This window comes from Streptomyces sp. NPDC059832 (assembly GCF_042731715.1).
Taxonomy (GTDB): domain Bacteria; phylum Actinomycetota; class Actinomycetes; order Streptomycetales; family Streptomycetaceae; genus Streptomyces.
The window spans coordinates 1-21,689 of record NZ_JBHWIY010000066.1; the positions used below are offsets into that span (position 1 = coordinate 1).

Below are 21,689 nucleotides of genomic sequence, written 5' to 3' on the forward strand. Positions count from 1 at the left end.
GGAACCCGGCCGATCTGCTGGCTCCCCACACCGTGATCGAGACCCGTGTCCAGGGCAGGCAGTTCCACGCGCTGGTGCGGCCCAACGGCCCCCTGTCGAGCGACTGGGTGGTCGCCGAGCCCGGCCTGGAGGAAGTACTGCTCGCGTATCTCCGCTCGCCGGACGCACCCTCGCTGTTCACCCCCGGTGCCCGTATCGAGGAAGGGATCCGCACCGCATGAGCACCACCCCGACCGACGTTCCCCGGACCGACCGGAAGCCCCGGCCCCGCCTGCTGCACGGACTGAACTGGCTCGTCGTGCGCCAGCACCGCGCCTCGATGATCGCCGTGCTCGCGATGATCGTTCTGGGTTCGATCTGGATCGTCCACTATCGCGGCCAGATGCATGATCTGCTCACGGCGGCCGGCTGGCCGGACAAGCCTCTGGCGGCTGGGGAGGTGTACCCGCCGGGGTACGACTACGCCGTCAACGCCCTGAGCGTGCTCCCCGTGGTCCTCGCCGTATTCGTCGGCGCCCCGCTGATCTCGGCGGACCAGGAGAACGGCACCGCGCAGCTGGTCACCACCCAGTCCGTTTCGCGCCGCCGCTGGCTGACCAGCAAGCTCTTCTGGTCCTACCTGCTGGTCATCGTCTGCGCCACGGTGATCTCGGCGTTCTTCACCTGGTGGTGGAAGCCCTACCACGACTTGATGCCCCACCAGTGGTTCGACGGACCGGTCTTCGACAACACCGGTCCGATGCTCCCGGCGTTCTGTCTCTTCCTGACCGCGGCCGGCATCACCATCGGGCTGCTGGTGCGTCGCGTCCTCATGTCCATGGTGGTCACGTTCGTCTTCGCCGTCGCCGTGGAGACGGTCTGGAGCCCGCTGCGACAGTTCCTCGGCTCGCCGCGGATGACCAGCTACCCGCTGGACGCCGAGGCGCCCTCGAAGCTCGACAACACGTGGGAACTGGATCGCTGGATCAGCGACTCCGACGGCAGACTCTTCGGCTGGGGTCACTGCACCACCAAGATGCCGACCGAAGCGGCGCACGATGCCTGCATCAAGGAGAACGGCATCGTCGACAACGTGGTCAAGTACCTGGGGTACGACCAGATGTCGGCCATGCAGTGGACCGGGGCGGGCTTCCTGCTCCTGGCCACGGTCGCCCTCACGGCGTTCACCCTGTGGCGGGCCTCCCGGCGCCCCCTTTAGGACCTGCCGCCGCGATTACGTATCGTTTCGGCAGTCCAACTGGAGGGTGAAGACGGTGGTCGTGTTCCGCATCGACAGGCGCAGCGGAGTGGCAACGTACCTCCAGATCGTGCGACAGGTCGAACAGGCGCTGCGCATGGGCGCCCTGGAGGAGGGGGACCGGCTGCCCACGGCCGCACAGGTCGCGGCCGAGACCAAGGTCAACCCGAACACGACCCTCAAGGCGTACCGCGAGCTGGAACGCGCGGGCCTCGCCGAGGTCCGGCAGGGAGCGGGCACTTTCATCACTCGCTCCCTCGCCCCGGCCCAGGCGGGCCCCGACTCCCCTCTGCGCACCTCGCTCGCCGAGTGGCTGAACGAGGCACGGGCGCAGGGGCTCAGCGGCCAGGAGGTCGACGCCCTCTTCCGGTCGGCCCACGCGGCCGTGTATCCGCCCGGGACGGACGGCGGCTGAGGAGCGCTTCCGTACGTGTCGGAGCAGTCGTCCCTCATCCCCCCACCGGGTAGTCGCCCGTGGCGCCGTCGGTCCGCTCGCGCAGCAGGTCCGCGTGGCCGTTGTGGCGGGCGTACTCCTGGATCATCACCAGGTACACCCAGCGCAGGCTGACGGTCCGGCCACGGGTGGCCGACACGAACGTCTCGTCGAGGCCGCGCCCCGCCACGGCGGCCTCGCACGCCTCGATCTCGGCACGCAAGGCGGCGAAGTCGCGCTCGGCGTGCGCGGCGTCGACCCCTTCGATCCCCTCGTCCCCGTCGCCCGGACCGGTGAAGACGTCGCCGATCGGCTCGCCCGCGAAGCTCCGGCGGAACCACCAGCGCTCGATCTCCGCCATGTGCCGCACCAGGCCGAGCAGACTGAGGTCCGACGGCTCGGCAGCGGTGCGCGCGAGCTGTGCCGGGGCGAGCCCGGCGCACTTGGTGAGCAGTGTCTCGCGGTGCCACCGGAGCCAGCCGTCCAGCATGACCCGCTCGTCCGCGGTGCTCGGGATGTTCAGCTGGTCGCCGTCGACCGTCGTACGTGCGATGCGAGGTGCCGTCCATGTCATGACGGCCATCCTCACACCGGCGGTACGGGGCGTGAAGGACGACCGCCGCACACACCGCTCAGGTCAGTTCCCGCAGGAGCGGCTCCGGGTCCGCGAGGAGGAACAGATGACCGCCGTCGGGGACGGTGCGCAGCTCGGCGCCGGGAATCTGCGCGTGCGCCCAGCGCGCCACCTCGACGGGGACATTGCCGTCCGCCTCGCCGTGCAGGAACAGGGTCGGTACGGAGACCGAGCCCAGCGGGTCCGGCAGCGGGCGGGAGTAGCCGGCGAGGTCGGTGATGGCCGCGTCCACCCCCTGGCGCTGGCCCTCGGCCGTGTCCACGTCGGACAGCGCCCGGAAGGCGGGGGTGCTCATGATCAGCCGATCGGAACGGGGCCAGGCGTCGAGGTTCGGCTCGCGCCTCGTCTTCTTGAAGATCCCCTTCCCGGCGAGCATCGGCCGGGCGAGCGCCGGGGCCCAGATGACGATCCGGTTCAGCCACTTGACCAGCGGGATCCGGCGCGCGTACGCCTCGCGGGGAGCCCCGGGAACGGCGGCGCAGGCGAGGATCAGTCGCGTGACCCGCTCGGGGTGCTTCTGGGCCGCCGAGAGCGCGTACCCGCCGCCGCCCGAGATCGCCACGAGCGGAGCCCGCTCGTGGCCGAGGTGGTCGAGCAGGGCCACGAAGTCGTCGTTCCAGCGGTGGAAGCCGCGGCCGGGCACAGGGTCGGTCCCGCCGTAGCCCGGACGGTCCGGGAAGACCAGATGCAGGCCCTCGTCCGCCGCCGCCTGCCGCAGCGCGAGGCCCTCGTAACGGCTGCCGGGGGTGCCGTGGAGCACGATCACGGGCGGGGCGGCGGGGTCGCCGTAGGAGCAGTACGTGATGCGGCGCCCGTTCGGGGCCGTCAGGCGGTGCGTCTCCGGCAGGTCCGTCCCCGGCGTCTTCGGCAGGTCCGGCGGGGAGGGGGTCATCTCTGCTCCTCGTGGGATACGGGGTTGGCGGCAGCGGCGGCGATTCCGCCGATGACGAAGTCGAGGCCGAAGGAGAACCGGCGGTCGTAGTCGTGGTGGTCCGCGAACACCGACGCGGCCCGGCGTTCCGGCGGGAGCTGGTGCAGTTCCAGATCGCCGCGGCCGAGGCGGATCGCCACATGGCCGGTGACGAAGTCGTGCAGGGTGCCGTACGCGTACGCGGCGGCCTCCTCGCCGAGCCCCGCACTGCGCAGCGCCGCCACGACCCGGTACGCGACGTCGTCGGCGCCGGGCCCGACGAGGGAGGCGCGGCGGTGCGCCTCCAGAACGACGGGGTGCCGCATGAGCAGGTCGTGGAGCGTGTCCGCGAACAGCCGGACGACGCCGCGCCAGTCGTCCGGCCAGTCCACCGAACGCGTCACCTCGCCGACGATCCGGGACACCAGCGCGTGCTGGAGCGCGTCGATGCCGCCCGTCGTGCGGTGGATCGCCATCGGTGACACATTCAGCCGGTCGGCCAGCGCGCGGAAGCTCACGGCATCGAGCCCCTGGTCGTCCGCCAGTTCGGTCGCCGCGTCCAGGATCGCGTCGAGCGTCACCGCCCGGGGACGGCCGTTCTTCGGAGTGCTTGCCTTCTCGCCCACCATGCCCGCACCATATCGATACGCGTAACGAAACGGCAATGGGAGCGCCCATGACGGAATTGCACGACCTCACGGCTCTTCAGCTGGCCGCCGCCTACCGGCGCGGCGAAACCGGTCCCACCGAAGTCGTGGACCATCTGCTGGCCAGGATCGGGGACGGCGACCGGGTGGGGGCGTTCACCACCGTCTCGGCCGACCGGGCCCGCGTCGCGGCGGCCGGGGCCGAACGGGCCCTGCGCTCGGCGGACCGCGCCGGACTGCCGCGCCTGTTCGGCGTGCCCACCGCGGTCAAGGATCTGGAAGCCACCGCCGGCGTGCGCACCACGCTGGGTTCCGCGCTGTTCCGCGACTGGATTCCCGGGCACAACGACGAGATCGTCGAGGTCATGGCCGACGCCGGGCTGATCAGCCTCGGCAAGACCACCGTTCCCGAATTCGGGGCGGCCTGCTACACCGAGCCCGAGGTGTCCGCCCCGGCACGCAGTCCCTTCGACCTCACCCGCAGCGCGGCCGGCAGCAGTGGCGGCGCGGCCGCGGCGGTCGGCGCACTGCTGGTGCCGATCGCGCAGGGCAGCGACACCGCCGGTTCGGTGCGCTCCCCCGCGAGCGCCTGCGGGGTGGTCGGGCTCAAACCAAGCCGCGGACTCGTCACCGCGGGCCCGGCAGGCAATGACGGGATGGGGCTCTCCGTACGGGGTCCGCTCGCCCGCACCGTCCGCGACACCGCCGCGTTCCTCGACGCGCTGACCACCCGTACCGGCGTCGGCACCGTGCATCCGCCCCGGGTCGACAGCTACGAGCGCGCGTGCGACGCACCCGTGCCACGGCTACGGATCGCGCTCGCCCAGGGGTCGGTCTCGGGCTCCCCCGTGGATCCCGAGGTCGCCGCCGCCGCCGAACTCACCGCCCGTACGCTGGCCGGGCTCGGCCATGACGTGTTCGCCCGGGACCAGGCGCCGGACCCCGAGCTCACCGAGGGTTTCCAGGTGATGTTCACGGCGCTGGTCGGGTCCAGGACCATGGCGTTCGAGGAGTCGTCCCTGCGCCCGATCGTCCGCCATCTCCGGTCCCGTTCCCAGGAGTTCACCTCGGGCGAGCTGGCCGCCGCGATCGGTGTCGTCCAGGCCCGCGCCCGCGCCTGGTCGCTCGACCACGCGAACGCGGACGTGGTGATCACCCCGACCGTGACGACCCCGCCGACGCTCGTCGGGCAGCTGCGCAACGACGCGGACCCGGCGGCGGAGCTGGCCGCGATGACCGCGTTCACGGGCAACACCGTCCTGGCGAACGCCACCGGGTTCCCGGCCATCAGCCTTCCGCTGGGCTGGAGTTCACAGGGCCTGCCGCTCGGGGTCTCGCTCACCGCCGGCTGGGGCCGCGAGGACCTCCTGCTCGGCGTATCGGCCGCGCTGGAGGAGGCCCTGCCGTGGGCCCACCGCTACGGCGACCGGTCCGCGGCGCCGGCACCGGCGGGCCGCCCCTGACCGGACCGCCGCCGGACCCCCGGGCGCGGTCCGGCTACTCGCCGGTGGTGCCGTCGATGCGTTCCCGGAGCAGGTCGGCCTGGCCGTTGTGCCGCGCGTACTCCTCGATCATGTGCGTGAGGATGTAACGCAGCGAGAACACCTCATCGCCGTGACTCCCGGTGATGTCGAGGGACTCGGCGGCTTCGACGGTGGCCCGGGAGCGTGCGCACTCCTCGTGCCAGATCCTGAACGCCTCGTCGGGATCGGCGCCCTCCACCTCGAACTCGGCGAACTCCCCGGGATTCGGGCCGGGCCAGTGCGGCGGCGCCACCTCGTCCTTCAACACCCGCCGGAACCAGGAACGTTCGACCTCGGCGAGATGCCGGACGAGCCCGATCAGGGTCAGCTCCGAAGGGGGTACGGCTTGCCGCCTCCCGCAGCTGTCCGCCGGTGAGCCCCGCGCACTTCATGGCCAGGGTCTCGCGCTGGTACTGGAGGAAGCCGCTCAGTGACGCACGCTCGTCGCCCGCCTGCGGAGGCCTGCTTCTCGGGTCCTCATGCATCGCGCCATCATGCCAAGCGCGGCGGCGGTGCGCCCGGGATCTCCGCCGGAGTTGCTCACGCTCCCGCAAGTCCGCCCGGAGCCCCGGTGCCAGGCGGCCGTGGCACGGGACGCGGGTGTCTCACTGACGCACCTGCGCCGGCATTCGCGGCGGCGCAGGCCCGCCGCCCGACCGGCCGCGGCCCACCCGGACGAGCCGGAACCAGGCATCGCCGCGCTACCGCCGGTCTCCGTTCCGGCGCTCCGCGGGACCCAGCACGAACCAGCGCGCGGGCAGCTCGACGCGGGTTCCGTCGGGCAGGAACTCGGTCTGGGCCAGGGCGGTCGCACCGCCGGCCAGGGTGGCGAGACCGGCCTCCTGGAGCAGCCGGCGCACCTCCTCCTCGGTGGCGCTCGCGGGCTTGAGCCCGTGGGCCAGGACCCGGCGCAGCTTCTCCGGCGGGCCGTCCGGGCCCTGCGCCACCCGCTGGAGCACATCCTTGGCGGCCGGGGTCGGCTCGACGACGAAGGCCCGTCCCCGCTCCCCCACCAGTGCCGCGACCGCCGCGGCGACAGCGGCCCTGGCCTCGGGCTCGCTCTGGTGGATCACCGCGCGCATATAGACATTGGCGTCGCCGATCCGCCCGTACAGGGCCGCCACGGCCTCCTCGTCGACGAGGTCGAGCTGGGCGAACTCGGCGACGCCCTCGGTGTCCGCGCGGCGGGCGTGCGCGATGGCCGCGTGCGAGAGATCCACACCGATCGCGCGGGCGAAACGGGTGGCGAGATAGCGGGTCTGGGTGCCGTTGCCGCAGCCGAGGTCGAGGACGGGCAGTGAGGTGTCGGCGTGCGGCAGCAGCAGTTCGGTGTGGGGTACGGAGGTGAGCGACGGGTCGGAGTCCCAGATCGCCTCGCCGGGTGTGTCCGAGGTGGCGGACCAGTAGCCCTCCCATGCCTCGCGGTATCGCTGTGACACGTCCATGCGCACTCCCGGGTCCGTTCGTCCTGCGCTGTTCTTTTCAGGACCGGACTACCGTCCCGGGACGGCCTCGGCAAGAGCGCGCATCATCCACCCGCCCGTGGCAAGGCTTTCACCAGGCGCGCGACCGGGGACGCGGGATCCCGCCGAGTGCCTGTTCGAACCAGACGGTCTTGCCGTGCGCCGTGGTGCTGGTGCCCCATGCGCGGGCCAGGCTGCTCACCAGGAGCAGGCCGCGGCCCGACTCGTCGTGGGAGGCGGCGTCGAGCAGGGTGGCCGGGGCGGGTTCGTCGTCGCTGACCTCGCACAGCAGGGCGCCGGTGCGGACCAGGCGGAGCCCGATGTGATGGCACCGGCCGTGCTTCACCGCGTTGGTCACGAGCTCGCTGACCATCAGCTCGGCCGCCTCCACCGCGTCCGGCAGCTCCCAGTCGAGCAGTTTCCCGCGCACCAGGCGGCGGGATCGTGCCACCTCGCGTGGATCCAGGGCGAGTTGCCATTCGGCGACGTCCCTGTCCGGGATGCCGTTCAGCCGGGCCATCAGCAGCGCCACGTCGTCCTTGCGTCCGCCGCTCGGGTTCAGGGCCCGGATGATCGTGTCGCAGGCGTCGTCCATGGAGGCGGCGGGGTGGGCCGCAAAGGCGCAGAGCGCGGCGAGCCCGGCGCCGATGTCCTGACCGCGCACCTCGACGAGGCCGTCGGTGCACAGGACCAGACGGTCGCCGGGCCGCACCCTCACGGTCGCGGTCTCGAAGGCGACGCCGCCCACACCGATCGGGGCGCCGGTGGGCAGGGTCAGGAGTTCGGCCCGGCCGTCCTCGGCACGGACGAGCACGGGCGGGATGTGACCGGCGTTGGCGATCTGGACCTCGGAACGGATCGGGTCGTAGACGGCGTAGAGGCAGGTCGCCAGATACAGCTCGCCGAGGCGCTGCGCCAGGTCGTCGAGGTTGCGCAGCAGTTGGGCCGGCGGCATCTCCATCGTGGCCATGGTCAGCACCGCGGTACGCAACTGGCCCATCATCGCGGCCGAGTTGAGGCCGTGCCCCATGACGTCGCCGACGACGAGCGCGGTCCGGGAGCCGGGCAGCTTCACCGAATCGAACCAGTCGCCGCCGATCCTTCCGAGCCGGGCACCGGGCAGGTACCGGGTGGCGATGTCGCAGCCGGCCATCCGGGGTGCGACCTGGGGCAGCATGCTGTCCTGGAGCGTCTCCGCCACGTTCTCCTGGTACGTGTACATGCGGGCGTTGTCGAGTACGAGCCCGGCACGGGCGGCGAGTTCGGCACCCGTGGTGCGGTCCATGTCGTCGAAGGGCTCACGGCCGGGACGGCGCATCAGGACCATGAAGCCGAGCACCACGTCACGGGCCTTGAGCGGCACGATGAGCAGCGACCGGTGGGTGATCAGCGGACGCAGGTCACGCTTCTCGAACTCGCCCGAGATCCGGTCGCTCAGCTCCTCGCTGACGTACGGGATGAGGACCGGCTCACCGGTGACCATGCACTGGAAGAACGGGGTGTGCTCGGGGAAGGCGATGGACTCGCCGACCGGGACGGTGTCGTCCCAGCGGCCGGGCTCGTCGTTGTGCTCGACCCAGACCCGGTGCCAGACGGTGGTCACGTCCGGCGGCCCGTCCGGGAAGCCCTCACCGGCGAGGACCGCGGCGCGCAGATGCGTACCCGCGAAGTCGGTGAAGCGGGGTACGGCGGCGCTGGTGACCTCGCGGATGGTGCGTTCCAGGTCGAGGGAGGTGCCGATGCGGCCGCTGACCTCGTTGAGGAACTCCAGCCGTTCGCGGACCGCCGCGTATTCGAGGTCCAGTTCGGGGCGGGGGACGGCGCTGGGCGCGGGTGCTCCGTCGCCACCGCTTCGCGGGCCGTGGGCAGGCTGCCGGGAGGTGCGCCGCGGCACGCCCCAGTCAGGGGTGACCGGGACCCGGCTCCGGTGAATGAACTCCAGGACGGGATAGCCGAGTTCGAGGACCTGGGCGACGATTCTGGTCGCCTCCCCCACACTCATGCTGGGCAGGATCTCGGGCAGCCGGCCCGCCAGCTCCTGGTATCCGGGGAAGTCGGTGTGGAGCGCGAAGGCGGGGGCGACCGTTCCGGTGTCCCGGCCGTCGCCCTTGCCGCCCCCGGCCGGCCGGCCGGCGTCCGCGGCCAGGACCAGGAGCCGCTCGGAACCGGGGCCGACCAGCGGATAGGCCCACCACAGGACGTCGATCCGGCCCCGCTCCGGTTCGTCGACCCGGGCCCGGCCCGCCGTCGGGTAGCAGAAGGTCCCGCCCGGCGCCCCTTCGGCCTCGGGGCCGAAGCCGGTGCCGTCCTCCTCCGCCTGCCCCAGCACACCGGAGACCGGAAGGAGTTCACCGGCCGGTGAGCCGACCGCCTCCTGTCTGGTGACGCCGAAGAGCCGTCTCGCGCCGCTCGACCAGTGGGAGACGAGCCCGCGCTCGTCGACCACCGCAACGGCGAGCGGCACACGGCCCGTCGAGGCGTCACGCGACAGTGGTGTCCGCTGTGCCGGCACATCGCGATCCATGGGTGGAAGGCTCCTTCCCCACCGCAACGTTCTGCGGTTCGTGACTCCACGGTACGGCCCCGCGGCCGGCCCCCGCCGGTCATCGGCCCGATCGCGGCCCGGGGTGGTCCGCCCGGCGCAACGGCACGCGCACGGAGCGGTCCGGCCGCGGCGCCGGGCCGGCCGGGAAGCCACCGGTCGGCCCGCCTTTCCTCCGAACGGTCAGTCCTCGTGCCCGAGTTGGAGATCGCGTTCGGTGCGTCCGCCGCCCGCGACCTGGAGCACGGTGGCCACGGGCGGGTAGCCGGCCGCGATCACCGTGTACTCGCCGGTGGACAGGTCCACGAACCGGAATGCCCCGTCGGGCCCCGTGGTGAGTGTGTCGACCACATTGCCCGCCGCGTCCAGGAGGGTGACCCGGGCGTCCTCGACGGGCCGGCCGCCGCTCGCCCGTACGATGCCGCGCAGCACCGCGCCGCCGGCGAGTTCGATGTCCTGCCGGGTCTCCCTGGCCGCCTGCACGCTCACCGGCAGCGCGGCTGGCCGGAAGGCGGGGGCGCTGGCGGCGAGGGTGTACTCGCCCGCCACCAACTCCGTGATCACATAACCGCCTTCACGGCCGCTGCGGGTGGAGGCGACGACTTCGCCGCGGACATCGGTGAGGGTGACGGCGGCATCGCGCACCGGGATGCCGTCGGCGGTGACGACGGTCCCGGCGAGGCGCCCGGCCCCGCCGAGCACCACGTCGAGCTCGACGGGCCGTTCGCCCACCGTGACGCTGACGGCCTGCGGCTGGTGTCCGCCGGCCGCGGCGATGAGGACGTACGAACCGGCGCCGGGCACGCTCAGCGCGTACCGCCCGTCGTCGCCGCTCGCGCCCCGTCCGACCTGCTGGCCCTGGACGTCGATGAGGGTGAGGGCGGCGCGCGGGACCTTCGTACCGTCGGAGTGCTGGACGCTGCCGCACACCGGCACGCCCGACAGGTGGACGGGCGGCGGTGCGGCGGCCTCGGTGGCCGAAGTGGTGCGGGCGGCCGGAACGGTCACGGACTCGGCGGTGCTTTCGGGGCTGTGATGGGACACCAGCGGTTTCTCCTTGAGGAAGAAGGCGAGGAACAGGCCGAGCGCGAGCACCGGCACGAGGTAGAGGAAGATCCGCGGCATCGCGTCGGCGTACGCCTGGATGTAACTGTCGCGCAGCGCGGGCTCCATCGCGTGGACCAGCTGCGGGGTGATCGACTCGGGGTCGGGGAGGTCGGCGCCGGACGGCAGGCGGACGGCGAGCGCGTCCGCGAGGCGGCCCGCGAAGAGCGTCCCGAAGACGGCGGCCCCGACACTGCCGCCGATCTGCCGGAAGTAGTTGTTGGCACTGGTGGCGGAGCCGATGTCGGCGGGCTGGACGGAGTTCTGCACGGCGAGCACCAGCACCGGCATGATCAGCCCGATCCCGATGCCGAGCACGGCCTGCGCGATGCTGTATTCGATGCGTGGGGTGTCGGTTTCGAGGCGGGAGAGCAGCCACATCCCGACCACCGAGAACGCGCCGCCGAGGATCGGGTGGATGCGGTAGCGGCCGGTGCGGGAGATCAGCTGGCCGGAGACGACGGACGCGATGACGATGCCGCCCATCATCGGGAGCATCAGCAGCCCGGATTCGGTGGCCGTGGCGCCGTCGACCATCTGGAGGAAGGTCGGCAGATAGCTGGCGGCGCCGAACAGCCCCACCCCGACGACCGCGCCGACGAGCGCGGTGACATTGAAGATCGAGTCGCGGAACAGCCGCAGCGGGATGATGGGTTCGGCGGCCCGGTGCTCGACGACCAGGAACAGCAGAGTCGTTCCGGCGGCTCCGGCCCCCAGCCCCAGGATGGTGCGCGAGCCCCATGCGTACTCCGTACCGCCCCAACTGGTCAGCAGCACCAGGCAGGTGGAGGCGGCGGCGAGCAGCAGCGCGCCGAGGACGTCGAGGCGGGGCCGGACGGCGGGCCTGGGGAGTTTCAGTACGACGGTGATGACCGCGAGCGTGACCAGGCCGAACGGGACGTTGATGTAGAAGCACCAGCGCCAGGAGGCATGGTCGGTGAAGAAGCCGCCGAGCAGCGGGCCCGCCACGGACGCGAGGCCGAAAGCGGCGCCGATGAGCCCCATGAACCGGCCGCGTTCCCGGGGCGGTACGACATCCGCGATGATCGCCTGGACGCCGATCATCAGCCCGCCGCCGCCGATGCCCTGGACGGCGCGGAAGGCGATCAGCTCGTCCATGGTGCGGGACCAGCCGGCGAGCGCGGAGCCGATGACGAAGACGACGATGGCGAACTGGAAGACGCCCTTGCGGCCGAAGAGATCGCCGAGCTTTCCGTAGATCGGCAGTCCGATCGTGGAGGCGAGCAGGTACGCGGTGACGGCCCAGGACATCTTCTCCAGGCCGTGCAGCTCGCCGACGATCTTCGGCAGCGCGGTGGCGACGATCATCTGGTCGAGCGCCGCGAGCAGCAGCGTGAGCATCAGCCCGAGGAAGATCAGCCGGATACGGCGGGGGCTGGTCTCCGGTTCGCCGGACGGGGCGGGGGCCGCCTGCACCGGCGCGGCCTCGGCAGGAGGCGGCGGGGGCGAGGGCGAGGGCGGCCCGGCGGGCGCCTCGGCGGTCCCCGTGCCGCCCGGCTCCTCCTCCAACAGAGTGATCCCACCCACCACGTGCCGCTCCCCTCGTCGCATCTGCGCCGCCCTTTTCTCGCATCGCGCGACGAGGGAGGGCAAACGCGACGGGGGGCGCCGACGGCGTACTCGGGGGGCTTAACTCCCGGTGGGAGCCACTACGGCGCACAACCGACGGGCCGAGAAAACCACCCGAACCGGTGAGGCCGGTCAAGAGCGGGTCGGGCTACTTCTCGACCTCGGCGGCGAGGTTCTGCAGCAGCTCGTCGTAGATCCGTCCGAGCCCCTTGGGCGCGAAGGTCTTCTCGAAGAATCCGCCGATGCCGCCGGCACCGTTCCAGACGGTCGAGACGACGGCCTTCGACCTGCCCTCACCGGCCGGGGTGACGGTCCAGGTGGTGACCATCGAGGAGTTGCGGTCCTTCTCCACGAGCCGGCCGTCGGTGGGCTCGGTGACCTCCAGCAGGCAGTCGCGCACCCGCTTGCTGGTGGCCTGGAGCTTCCAGTGGACGAGGGTGCCCTCGCCGTCACCGCCCTCACGCACCTCGTACTCGCTGAAGTGTCCGGGCAGCACCTTGCCCCGGACCTCCTTGTAGTCGGCCAGCGCGTCGAACACCGTCTCCGCGTCCGCCGCGATGACTCGCTCTGTCGTGGCCTCGACCTGCGCCATGGCTGTTCCTCCAGCACTCGGTTGTTCGGGGGTGTGCTGAGCCAATCACCTCCGGCACGCCGCTCAAAATCCGGTCCGGGACGAAGGGGAGAAAACGATCAAGGGAACAAGTGTTCTATTCTCTGTCCAGTACTACCGAGGAGGCGTCCATGCGCTGGGACAATCTGGTCGAGAACCCCGCCACGACCGGGAACAGCGCGCTCTTCACCGCCGACGCGGTGACCACGCGCACCTTTGACACCCCCGAGTTCCGGGGGATCACCTTCCATGAGATCCGGGCCCGCTCGATCGTGAACCGGGTACCGGGCGCGTCGCGGATGCCGTTCGAATGGACGGTCAATCCGTACCGGGGCTGTTCGCACGCCTGTGTCTACTGCTTCGCGCGCAAGACCCACAGCTATCTGGATCTCGACACCGGCCTCGGCTTCGACTCCCAGATCGTCGTCAAGACCAACGCCCCGGAGCTGCTGCGCGACCGGCTCGCGTCCAGCCGCTGGCACGGCGCGCACATCGCGATGGGCACCAATGTCGACTGCTACCAGCGCGCCGAGGGCCGGTACCGGTTGATGCCCGGCATCATCTCGGCCCTGCGCGATCACGCGAACCCGTTCTCGATCCTGACCAAGGGAACGCTGATCCTGCGCGATCTGGAACTGCTGCGGCAGGCGGCCGAGGTCACCGACGTCGGCATCTCCGTCTCGGTCGGCTTCGTCGACGACGCGCTGTGGCGCACCGTCGAGCCCGGCACCCCCTCCCCCGCGCGCCGCCTCGACGCCGTCCGCACCCTGAGCGAGAACGGCATCGACTGCGGCGTACTGATGGCCCCCGTCATCCCGTTCCTCGGCGACCATCCGGACCAGCTGCGTGCCACGGTCCGCGCCGTCGCCGCCGCCGGGGCGACCTCGGTGACCCCGCTCGTCCTCCATCTGCGTCCCGGCGCCCGGGAGTGGTACATGCAGTGGCTCGGGAACCACCACCCCCATCTGGTGCGGCGCTACGAGCGGCTGTACGCCGAGGGGCCCTACGCGCCCAAGTGGTACCAGCGCCGCATCACCCGGTATGTCCACGAACTGGCGGCCGAATTCGGCATCGGGCCCTCGCACCGCGGCGCGGCCCGACGGCTCCCGGCACGGAAGGAACAGCACTCGCCGCTCGACGGCCCCGGGCCCACGCAGCTGACCCTGCTCTGATCCGCCGGAACCACCGCGGGGACCCCGACGGACCAACGCGGGCAAACGGGTCAACTCTTGAGATAACAGGTCCTTCCTGGCGTGAATGCGGGGAGCATGCGGCGGGGGCTGCGCCACGCGCAGCCGTGTTCCCCCCACCACGGGAGGCCATATGACGAAACGTTCAGGAATTCTGTTCGCCGTCGGTGCGACGGTCGCCGGCCTGGTGACCGCCGCGCCGTCCCCGGCAACCGCCGACAACGGCGCGCGGCCCACCGCCGCGAAGCTCCAATGGACCGACTGCGGCACCAAGTCGTATCCGCGGCTGCAGTGCTCATCGGTCAGCACCCCGCTCGATCATGACGACCCGTCGGGCCGGCGGATCACCCTCGCGCTGTCCCGCATCCCGCACACCGCGAAGACCTTCCAGGGCCCCCTGCTCGTCAACCCGGGCGGCCCAGGCGGCAGCGGCCTGACGATGGCCGGATTCGTGGCGTCCTCGCTGCCGAAGGCGATCACCGCCCAGTACGACGTGATCGGCTTCGACCCGCGTGGTGTCGGCAGGAGCAGGCCGGCGCTGAACTGCGTGCCGAAGTACTTCGATCCGCTGCGCCCCGACTCGGTGCCCGACTCGCCGGGCGTCGAGCAGGCCAACCGGAACCGGGCCCGTTCGTTCGCCGAGGCGTGCGGGCGCAAGTACCCGGATCTGCTGCCCCACATGGACACGGTCAGCGCCGCGAAGGACCTCGATGTGATCCGGCGGGCCACCGGCTCCCGGCAGCTCAACTACTTCGGGTACTCGTACGGCACCTACCTCGGCGCGGTGTACGCCAAGCTGTTCCCGGAGCGGGTGCGGCGTCTGGTCCTCGACTCGAACGTCGACCCGGACGGCGTCTGGTACGACGACAACATCGGCCAGGACTACGCCTTCGACGCCCGCCACAAGGCGTTCGCCGCCTGGGTGGCGAAGCACGACGCCGCCTACCGGCTCGGCACCGACCCGGCGAAGGTCGAGAGCGCCTGGTACGCGATGCGTGCGGCCGTCAGGACGCACCCCGCGGGCGGGAAGGTCGGCCCGAGCGAGCTGGAGGACATCTTCCTGCCGGGCGGCTACTACGACGGGTACTGGCCGTATCTGGCCGAGGCGTTCGCCGCGTACGCCAACGACGGCGACCAGGACGCGCTCGTGAAGGCGTACAAGAAGTTCGGCGCGGTCGACACCGAGGGCGACAACGGGTACTCGGTCTACACGGCCGTGCAGTGCCGCGACGCCCAGTGGCCCCGGCAGTGGAACACCTGGCGCGGCGACAGCCGGCGGGTGCACGCCAAGGCCCCCTTCTTCACCTGGAACAACAACTGGTACAACGCCCCGTGCGCCGACTGGCCGGTGGAACCGCTGAATCCGGTGCGCGTCTCCAACGGCGCGCTCCCGCCGGTGCTGCTCTTCCAGGCCACCGACGACGCGGCCACACCGTACGAGGGCGGCGTCACGCTGCACCGCAGGCTGCGCGGCTCCAGCCTGGTCGTCGAGCAGGGCGGCGGCAATCACGGCATCACGCTGGGCGGCAACGACTGCCTGGACACCTACTTGGCGGACTATCTCGCCAAGGGCACCGTCCCGCGCGGCGGAGGCAACCGGGGCGACGCGGACGCGGTGTGCGCCAAGTCGCCCGACCCGCAGCCGCTGACCGGCGAGGCGGCTGCGAAGTCGGCGCGTCGGACGGATTACGGCAGCAGGGGCAGCACCCTGCACGGGCTGCTCGGCTTCCGCCGCTGACGGCGGCCCGCGGTCCGACTCGGGTACGGGCCGTCCTGACGGATGCGCCAGGACGGCCCGTATGACGACAAGGACCACGCCCGCCCCGCCCTCCGACATACGTGTGCGGGACATGACCGTCGACGACTGCGAGGCGGTCACCCGGCTCCGGGTGCGCGGCTGGCAGGCCGCGTACGCGGGGCTGGTGCCGCGGTCGTACCTGGACGGCATGGACCTCGCCGTCGCCGAGGACGTGGAGCGGCGCCGCGCGTCCTTCACCGGGGGCAGCACGATCGTGAACGTGGTGGCCGAACGGCCGGGCCTCGGGGTGATCGGCTGGGCCTGCTACGGCCCGTACCGCGAGAACGGCAAGCCGCTCGCGCGGGGCGAACCGTACGCGCTCTACGTGGCGCCCGAGCAGATCGGGACCGGGGCGGGTCGCGCCCTGATGGCGGAGACACTCACCCGCGCCGCGGCCGACGGCTTCCCGGACCTGGCGCTGTGGGTCCTGAAGGAGAACGCCCTCGCCCGCCGCTTCTACGAGCGCGCGGGATTCCGTCCCGACGGCGCCGAGGAGTCCTTCGAGGCGGACGGCGCGCTCGTGCCCGAGGTGCGGTACGTGCGTCCCCTCGGTGGTCCCGCCGCCTGACGGGCCCGGCGCTTCCTCAGGCCGTGTCCAGCCGGACGAGCGCATCGCGGGCCGCGCCACCGAGCCTCGGGTGCGGCAGAGCGGCCGCCAGGAGCGGACGGGCCCGCTCGTCCCCCAGCTGCCCGAGCCCCTCCACACAGGCCAGCGCCACCCGCCAGTGCGGGTCGCCCGGGGCGAGCAGCCGTTCCAGGGTGCTCATCAGCGCCGGTACGGACTCCGGGGCGCGCAGCGCGGTGAGCAGCCGCACCGGGTGCAGGGCGTACGCGGTGCGCAGGGCGTTGGTCGCGAGGGCCGCGGCGGCCCGGGGTGTCCGGGGGTCGCCGAGGCACACCAGGGCGTGGGCGGCGGAGACGCACCGCTCCGGGTCGCGGTGGTTGAGCAGCAGGACCAGCGCCTCGAAGGCCCGCCGGTCTCCGCCGCAGCCGAGCCGGAAGGCGGCCATCTCGCGGGCCCAGAGCGGGCGTTCGCGTTCCACCAGGACGCCGGCCAGCTCCTCGTCGTCCTCGGTGGCGAGCAGTCCGCGGTACGCCGCCGACTCCCCCGCCGCGTCCGCCTCGTCAGCAAGCCGGTCCGCCAGCGACCGGAACTCCTCGTCCATGACCGTCAGCGTATCGGCGGGGACTCTGCGTATCGAGGGGCAGGGGGAATGTGGCATGGCGCACAACGACCGGGGGCTGGCGCGCTCGTTACCAGGCAGTTAATCTCATGTGAGCGGGACACGATCCCCGCTTGCTCCGGTGGCCTGGTGACGCAGCCACCCGGAGTGCTTGTCGGTTCGGCAGTTTTGCGAGACGTGACTCCGGGACAGAGTCCGTCGCCCCTTCCGGGTCCCGGCGTGCTCATCGCGCCCCGGCCCCGAGTACCACGACACGCAATTCCCGCACGTGTCGCGCCGGTTCTCCCTCTCAGCGCGCGCCGTGCCTCCTCTCAGTCGTCACTCATTCTCTGGAGTCCCGTGATGGACACCCCGCTCAGCACCATTGCCGTCGTCGGCCTCGGCACCATGGGCACCGGCATTGCCGAGGTCCTGGCCCGCGCCGGCCACGAGGTCATCGGCATCGACATCAGCGAAGCGGCCGCCCGTCAGGCCGTCGCCGCCCTGGAAGCCTCGACCGCCCACGCCGTGCGGCGCGGGCGGATCACCGAGGAGGAGCGGAGCGATGTCCTCGCCCGGTTCCGTACCTTCGCCGACCTCCGGGCCGCCGCGGAGGCGGAGCTGGTCATCGAGGTCGTGCCCGAGTCGTACGAGATCAAGCAGCAGGTCTTCCGGGAGCTCGACGCGATCGTCTCCCCCACCGCGATCCTGGCGACCGGCACCAACGCCCTTTCGGTGACCCGGCTGGCCGCCGAATCGCTGCGCCCCGAGCGCGTGCTCGGTCTGCACTTCTTCAACCCGGCACCGGCGATGAAGCTGGTCGAGGTGGTGTCCTCGGTGCTGACCGCGCCGCCGGCCGTCGAGGCGGTCACCGCGCTCGCCCGCAGCCTGGGCAAGGAGCCGGTCGCGGTCGGCGACCGGCCGGGCTTCGTCGCCGACGGGCTGCTGTTCGGGTACCTCAACCAGGCCGCCGCGATGTACGAGGCCAACTACGCCTCCCGGGAGGACATCGACGCGGCGATGAAGCTCGGCTGCGGTCTGCCGATGGGCCCGCTCGCCCTGCTCGACCTGATCGGGGTCGACACCGCCCGCACCGTCCTGGAGGCGATGTACTCCGAGTCGCACGACCGGCTGCACGCCCCGGCGCCCGTTCTCCGGCAGCTGAGCGAGGCGGGGCTGACCGGCCGCAAGTCGGGCCGCGGCTTCTACACGTACGAGGCGGCCGGCAGCCGGACCGTGGTGCCGGACGCGCTGACCCCGCGGGACGACCGGGCGGCGGTGGCCGGGCGCACCGTGCGTTCGGTGGGTGTCGCGGGTTCCGGGACGATGGCCTCGGGGATCGCCGAGGTCTTCGCGAAGGCCGGGTACGACGTGGTGCTCGCCGCCCGCGGCCAGGAGAAGGCGGACACGGCGAAGAGCCGGATCGCCAAGTCGCTGGAACGTTCCGTCACCAAGGGTCGGCTGACGGCCGAGGCGCGGGACGGGGCCCTGGCCCGGATCACCGCGGCCGGTTCGCTGGACGCCTTCGCCGATGTCGATCTCGCGGTGGAGGCCGTCGCCGAGGACCTGGCGGTCAAGCAGCAGTTGTTCGGGACCCTGGACAAGGTCTGCAAGCCGGGTGCCGTCCTCGCCACCACCACCTCGTCGCTGCCGGTCGTGACGATCGCGCGGGCCACCTCGCGTCCGCAGGACGTGATCGGGATGCACTTCTTCAACCCGGCGCCGGCGATGAAGCTGGTCGAGGTGGTCCGTACGGTGCTCACCGCCGACGACGTCCACGCCACCGTCCGTGAGGTGTGTGCCGAGGTCCGCAAGCATCCGGTGGACTGTGGGGACCGGGCCGGTTTCATCGTGAACGCGCTGCTGTTCCCTTACCTCAACAACGCGATCAAGATGGTCGAGGAGCACTACGCGACCCTCGACGACATCGACGCCGCGATGAAGCTGGGCGGCGGCTACCCGATGGGTCCGTTCGAACTGCTCGACGTTGTCGGGCTCGATGTCTCCCTGGCCATCGAGAAGGTGCTGCACAGCGAGTTCCGCGACCCGGGCCTGGCTCCGGCTCCGCTGCTCGAACATCTGGTGGCCGCCGGCTGCCTCGGCCGCAAGACGGGGCGCGGCTTCCGCGAATATGCCCGGCGCTGAGAGGGTCCGCGACGCCGCGGAGCCCGCCGTCGGCCCCTCGGGGCCTGGGGCGGGGTGGGGAGGGCTGCTCGATCCTTCGGGCGGCCCGCCCCCACGGGCGCACTCCCCCGACCCGATGCAGTACGTTCACACCATGTCCCAGCCCGCCAGGTCCCCCCGTGTCTCCGCCGCGCCCGACGCCCCGGAAAGTGCCGCAGGCACGCGCGCCGCCGCCCAACGGCTCAAAATGCGCCGTGAACTGGCCGCCGCGGCGATGGAACTCTTCGCCACGAAGGGGTACGAGGCAACGACGGTCGACGAGATCGCGGGCGCCGCCGGAGTCGCCCGGCGGACCTTCTTCCGGCACTTCCGCTCCAAGGAAGAGGCGATCTTCCCGGACCACGACGACACCCTCGTCAGGGCCGAGGCCGTCCTCAATGCCGCACCGGCGCACGAGCACCCCCTCGACACCGTCTGCCGCGGCATCAAGGAAGTCATGAAGATGTACGCGGCGAAGCCCGCGGTCTCCGTGGCCCGTTACAAGCTGACCCGCGAGGTCCCCACCCTGCGCGAGGCGGAGATCGCCTCGGTGGCCCGCTACGAGAGGCTGTTCACCCGCTATCTGCTGGGCCACTTCGACGAGCGCGACCACCACGTCGGCAATGACGACCCGCTGCTGGCGGAGGTCGCGGCGTCCGCCGTCGTCACCGCGCACAACCATGTGCTGCGCCGCTGGCTGCGGGCGGGCGGCGAGGGTGACGTCGAGGCGCAGCTCGACCATGCCTTCGCGATCGTCCGCGACACCTTCGGGACCGGTATCGGGGCCGGCCGGACCGTCGGCGCCGAGCCCGCGAAGCAGCCGGCCGCCTCGGTGACGTCCCAGGGCGAGGTGCTGGTCGCCGTGGCACGGACGGACGCGCCGCTCGACGAAGTGATGCGCACGATCCAGCAGGCGCTCCAGGACCGCTGACGGGGGCGTGCCGGCCGGCACGCCCCCACCGCCGAAACCTGGTTGCCGCAGCCGCGCACCGGTGCTGTGGTGGGCGGATGAATCGTGATCACGAAGCACTGCTGGCCCTTTTCGACCGCGAGATGCGCGAGCACGCCCGCCCCGACGGCCCCGGCGTACGGGTCGAGCACACCGGTGATGTCGTACGGCAGGTCGGCACGGCCGACGACTGGAACGCCGTCGTCTGGTCGGCCCCGGACCTGGATCCCGCACGGGCGGACGCCGTGATCGCGGCCCAGGTGGCGCACTTCGCGGCGCTCGGGCACGGCGAGTTCGAGTGGAAGCTGTACGCGCACGACCGGCCGGCCGATCTGGCGCACAGGCTTCTGGCGGCCGGTTTCGAGGCGGAGGAGCCGGAGACCCTGCTGGTCGCCCCGGTCGCGGACCTCTCGACGGCGGTGGAACTCCCCGACGGCGTGCGGCTGCGCACCGTGAGTGACGCGCAGGACGTGGAACTGATGGCCCGTGCCCATGAGCGGGCGTTCGGCTCGGACTGGTCGCGGCTGCGGCATCAGGTGCTGGCCAGGCTTGCCGAGGACCCGGACGGCTTCGTCGGCGTCCTCGCCATGGTGGGCGACGAGCCGGTGAGCTCGGCCCGGATGGAGCTGTACCCGGGCACGGGCTTCGCGGGGCTCTGGGGCGGCGGAACGGTCGAGGCGTGGCGCGGGAAGGGCGTCTACCGGGCCCTGGTGGCCTTCCGCGCCCGGATCGCGGCGGAGCGCGGCTACCGCTACCTTCAGGTCGATGCCTCCGACATGAGCAGCCCGATCCTCCGGCGGCTCGGATTCGTGGCCCTGAGCACCACGACCCCCTATGTGTTCCGGTCTCACTGATCGATCATTCGCCGTCATCTACCCGGCATATCCCTGCGAAACACCCCCCTCACCGCTCATCGGTGCCCTGCGGGTGACAAGTGAGAGAAATTGTTGGCACCGAGTGCCTTGCCAGGTGTCACAGAGTGCCATACGTTGAAGTTGTCCGGGCGGCCGGCGTGCCGAGATCTCACGTACGCCGGCTGTCCCCGCAAGCGATTTGCCTGCGCGCCCGGACGCCTGCGTCACAGGCAACCCCTTCTGCTCCACAGAGCAAGCCGAAGCTTTGACCGCCGAACCGACGGCACCACCTCCACACCACACCGCTCCCCTCTTGCTCGCAGGGACTCTCAAGCGATCCCTCAGCGCCCCCATCCGCCGGAGGCACACCGTGAAGGAAATCCTGGACGCGATCCAATCGCAGGACAGCACGGCCGCGGACTTCGCGGCCCTGTCCATTCCTGAGTCGTACCGCGCGGTGACCGTGCACAAGGACGAGACCGAGATGTTCCACGGGCTCTCCACCCGCGACAAGGACCCCCGCAAGTCGCTGCACCTCGACGAGGTCCCCGTGCCCGAACTCGGGCCCGGCGAGGCCCTGGTCGCCGTCATGGCGAGCTCGGTCAACTACAACTCCGTGTGGACCTCGATCTTCGAGCCGATGTCCACCTTCGGCTTCCTGGAGCGCTACGGGAGGCTCAGCGAGCTCACCAGGCGCCATGACCTGCCGTACCACGTCATCGGTTCCGACCTGGCGGGCGTCGTCCTGCGGACCGGTCCCGGCGTCAATGCCTGGCACCCCGGCGACGAGGTCGTCGCGCACTGCCTCTCGGTCGAGCTGGAGTCCTCGGACGGTCACAACGACACGATGCTCGACCCCGAGCAGCGCATCTGGGGCTT

General features: G+C 71.7%; 18 protein-coding genes and 2 pseudogenes. 11 read left to right on the forward strand and 9 right to left on the reverse strand.

The window, feature by feature from the left end; translation table 11 throughout:
- The 3 genes and pseudogenes from ACFV8T_RS43775 to ACFV8T_RS43785 form a co-directional block, all read left to right on the forward strand.
- Window positions 1-221: pseudogene (locus tag ACFV8T_RS43775) on the forward strand (ABC transporter ATP-binding protein); the annotation flags it as partial.
- Entirely contained in the window at window positions 218-1,198 is a 981-nt protein-coding gene (locus ACFV8T_RS43780) for an ABC transporter permease (protein ID WP_385339047.1), read from the forward strand. The pseudogene ACFV8T_RS43775 and the gene ACFV8T_RS43780, both read left to right, overlap by 4 nt.
- Before the next feature lie 46 nt (window positions 1,199-1,244).
- Window positions 1,245-1,652, forward strand: coding sequence for a GntR family transcriptional regulator (locus ACFV8T_RS43785; protein WP_385339049.1), 408 nt, complete (start codon window positions 1,245-1,247; stop codon window positions 1,650-1,652).
- A gap of 34 nt (window positions 1,653-1,686) precedes the next feature.
- Here the strand turns inward: ACFV8T_RS43785 and ACFV8T_RS43790 are convergent, their stop codons facing one another.
- Genes ACFV8T_RS43790 through ACFV8T_RS43800 form a run of 3 tightly spaced genes read right to left on the reverse strand, consistent with a single transcriptional unit; the run spans window position 1,687 to window position 3,843 of the window.
- A complete protein-coding gene (locus ACFV8T_RS43790) occupies window positions 1,687-2,244 on the reverse strand; it encodes a DinB family protein (protein ID WP_385339052.1) in 558 nt (185 codons plus the stop codon).
- A 58-nt stretch (window positions 2,245-2,302) separates the two neighbouring features.
- Window positions 2,303-3,196, reverse strand: coding sequence for an alpha/beta fold hydrolase (locus tag ACFV8T_RS43795; protein WP_385339055.1), 894 nt, complete (start codon window positions 3,194-3,196; stop codon window positions 2,303-2,305).
- Window positions 3,193-3,843, reverse strand: coding sequence for a TetR/AcrR family transcriptional regulator (locus ACFV8T_RS43800; RefSeq protein WP_385339058.1), 651 nt, complete (start codon window positions 3,841-3,843; stop codon window positions 3,193-3,195). Before ACFV8T_RS43800 ends, ACFV8T_RS43795 begins: the two co-directional genes overlap by 4 nt.
- A gap of 47 nt (window positions 3,844-3,890) precedes the next feature.
- On the opposite strand from ACFV8T_RS43800, the gene ACFV8T_RS43805 reads away from it, so the two are divergent.
- Window positions 3,891-5,324, forward strand: coding sequence for an amidase (locus ACFV8T_RS43805; protein WP_385339060.1), 1,434 nt, complete (start codon window positions 3,891-3,893; stop codon window positions 5,322-5,324).
- A gap of 34 nt (window positions 5,325-5,358) precedes the next feature.
- Here the strand turns inward: ACFV8T_RS43805 and ACFV8T_RS43810 are convergent.
- From ACFV8T_RS43810 to ACFV8T_RS43830, 5 genes and pseudogenes are all read right to left on the reverse strand, one after another.
- Window positions 5,359-5,869: pseudogene (locus ACFV8T_RS43810) on the reverse strand (DinB family protein).
- Window positions 5,870-6,085: 216 nt separating this feature from the next.
- Complete coding sequence (locus ACFV8T_RS43815) at window positions 6,086-6,829, reverse strand: methyltransferase domain-containing protein (RefSeq protein ID WP_385339062.1); 744 nt, start codon at window positions 6,827-6,829, stop codon at window positions 6,086-6,088.
- A gap of 109 nt (window positions 6,830-6,938) precedes the next feature.
- A complete protein-coding gene (locus tag ACFV8T_RS43820; RefSeq protein ID WP_385339065.1) occupies window positions 6,939-9,371 on the reverse strand; it encodes a SpoIIE family protein phosphatase in 2,433 nt (810 codons plus the stop codon).
- A 201-nt stretch (window positions 9,372-9,572) separates the two neighbouring features.
- On the reverse strand, window positions 9,573-12,044 hold the full coding sequence (locus ACFV8T_RS43825) for an MFS transporter (protein ID WP_385339068.1): 2,472 nt from the start codon (window positions 12,042-12,044) through the stop codon (window positions 9,573-9,575).
- Between the two features lie 187 nt (window positions 12,045-12,231).
- Complete coding sequence (locus tag ACFV8T_RS43830; protein ID WP_385339070.1) at window positions 12,232-12,675, reverse strand: SRPBCC family protein; 444 nt, start codon at window positions 12,673-12,675, stop codon at window positions 12,232-12,234.
- 149 nt (window positions 12,676-12,824) lie between these two features.
- On the opposite strand from ACFV8T_RS43830, the gene ACFV8T_RS43835 reads away from it, so the two are divergent.
- The 3 genes from ACFV8T_RS43835 (at window position 12,825) to ACFV8T_RS43845 (ending at window position 16,249) form a co-directional block, all read left to right on the forward strand.
- Window positions 12,825-13,865: an Rv2578c family radical SAM protein gene (locus tag ACFV8T_RS43835; RefSeq protein ID WP_385339073.1), complete on the forward strand. Its 1,041-nt coding sequence runs from the start codon at window positions 12,825-12,827 to the stop codon at window positions 13,863-13,865.
- 151 nt (window positions 13,866-14,016) lie between these two features.
- Entirely contained in the window at window positions 14,017-15,621 is a 1,605-nt protein-coding gene (locus ACFV8T_RS43840; RefSeq protein ID WP_385339075.1) for an alpha/beta hydrolase, read from the forward strand.
- A gap of 61 nt (window positions 15,622-15,682) precedes the next feature.
- A complete protein-coding gene (locus ACFV8T_RS43845) occupies window positions 15,683-16,249 on the forward strand; it encodes a GNAT family N-acetyltransferase (RefSeq protein WP_385339078.1) in 567 nt (188 codons plus the stop codon).
- A gap of 16 nt (window positions 16,250-16,265) precedes the next feature.
- Here ACFV8T_RS43845 and ACFV8T_RS43850 read toward each other — a convergent pair whose 3' ends face one another.
- Complete coding sequence (locus tag ACFV8T_RS43850) at window positions 16,266-16,847, reverse strand: adenylosuccinate lyase (protein WP_385339080.1); 582 nt, start codon at window positions 16,845-16,847, stop codon at window positions 16,266-16,268.
- A 360-nt stretch (window positions 16,848-17,207) separates the two neighbouring features.
- Between ACFV8T_RS43850 and ACFV8T_RS43855 the strand changes: the two genes are divergently transcribed.
- The 4 genes from ACFV8T_RS43855 to ACFV8T_RS43870 all read left to right on the forward strand — a co-directional run.
- Window positions 17,208-18,989, forward strand: a complete 1,782-nt coding sequence (locus ACFV8T_RS43855; RefSeq protein WP_385339083.1) for a 3-hydroxyacyl-CoA dehydrogenase family protein — start codon at window positions 17,208-17,210, stop codon at window positions 18,987-18,989.
- 133 nt (window positions 18,990-19,122) lie between these two features.
- Window positions 19,123-19,938 (forward strand): TetR family transcriptional regulator, encoded by an 816-nt coding sequence (locus ACFV8T_RS43860; RefSeq protein WP_385339086.1) that lies wholly within the window; start codon window positions 19,123-19,125, stop codon window positions 19,936-19,938.
- A gap of 77 nt (window positions 19,939-20,015) precedes the next feature.
- Window positions 20,016-20,810 (forward strand): GNAT family N-acetyltransferase, encoded by a 795-nt coding sequence (locus ACFV8T_RS43865; RefSeq protein ID WP_385339088.1) that lies wholly within the window; start codon window positions 20,016-20,018, stop codon window positions 20,808-20,810.
- Between the two features lie 370 nt (window positions 20,811-21,180).
- The coding region (locus ACFV8T_RS43870) for an alcohol dehydrogenase catalytic domain-containing protein (protein WP_385339091.1) at window positions 21,181-21,689 on the forward strand (509 nt) is incomplete at its 3' end.

Excerpts from the sequence above, each read along its gene's own strand:
- ACFV8T_RS43800 (WP_385339058.1), bottom strand. The coding sequence starts at position 3,843 with ATGGTGGGCGAGAAGGCAAGCACTCCGAAGAACGGCCGTCCCCGGGCG.
- ACFV8T_RS43815 (WP_385339062.1), bottom strand. The coding sequence starts at position 6,829 with ATGGACGTGTCACAGCGATACCGCGAGGCATGGGAGGGCTACTGGTCC.
- ACFV8T_RS43790 (WP_385339052.1), bottom strand. The coding sequence starts at position 2,244 with ATGACATGGACGGCACCTCGCATCGCACGTACGACGGTCGACGGCGAC.
- ACFV8T_RS43855 (WP_385339083.1), top strand. The coding sequence starts at position 17,208 with ATGGACACCCCGCTCAGCACCATTGCCGTCGTCGGCCTCGGCACCATG.
- ACFV8T_RS43860 (WP_385339086.1), top strand. The coding sequence starts at position 19,123 with ATGTCCCAGCCCGCCAGGTCCCCCCGTGTCTCCGCCGCGCCCGACGCC.
- ACFV8T_RS43865 (WP_385339088.1), top strand. The coding sequence starts at position 20,016 with ATGAATCGTGATCACGAAGCACTGCTGGCCCTTTTCGACCGCGAGATG.
- ACFV8T_RS43820 (WP_385339065.1), bottom strand. The coding sequence starts at position 9,371 with ATGGATCGCGATGTGCCGGCACAGCGGACACCACTGTCGCGTGACGCC.
- ACFV8T_RS43830 (WP_385339070.1), bottom strand. The coding sequence starts at position 12,675 with ATGGCGCAGGTCGAGGCCACGACAGAGCGAGTCATCGCGGCGGACGCG.
- ACFV8T_RS43795 (WP_385339055.1), bottom strand. The coding sequence starts at position 3,196 with ATGACCCCCTCCCCGCCGGACCTGCCGAAGACGCCGGGGACGGACCTG.
- ACFV8T_RS43780 (WP_385339047.1), top strand. The coding sequence starts at position 218 with ATGAGCACCACCCCGACCGACGTTCCCCGGACCGACCGGAAGCCCCGG.
- ACFV8T_RS43840 (WP_385339075.1), top strand. The coding sequence starts at position 14,017 with ATGACGAAACGTTCAGGAATTCTGTTCGCCGTCGGTGCGACGGTCGCC.
- ACFV8T_RS43845 (WP_385339078.1), top strand. The coding sequence starts at position 15,683 with ATGACGACAAGGACCACGCCCGCCCCGCCCTCCGACATACGTGTGCGG.
- ACFV8T_RS43850 (WP_385339080.1), bottom strand. The coding sequence starts at position 16,847 with ATGGACGAGGAGTTCCGGTCGCTGGCGGACCGGCTTGCTGACGAGGCG.
- ACFV8T_RS43805 (WP_385339060.1), top strand. The coding sequence starts at position 3,891 with ATGACGGAATTGCACGACCTCACGGCTCTTCAGCTGGCCGCCGCCTAC.
- ACFV8T_RS43835 (WP_385339073.1), top strand. The coding sequence starts at position 12,825 with ATGCGCTGGGACAATCTGGTCGAGAACCCCGCCACGACCGGGAACAGC.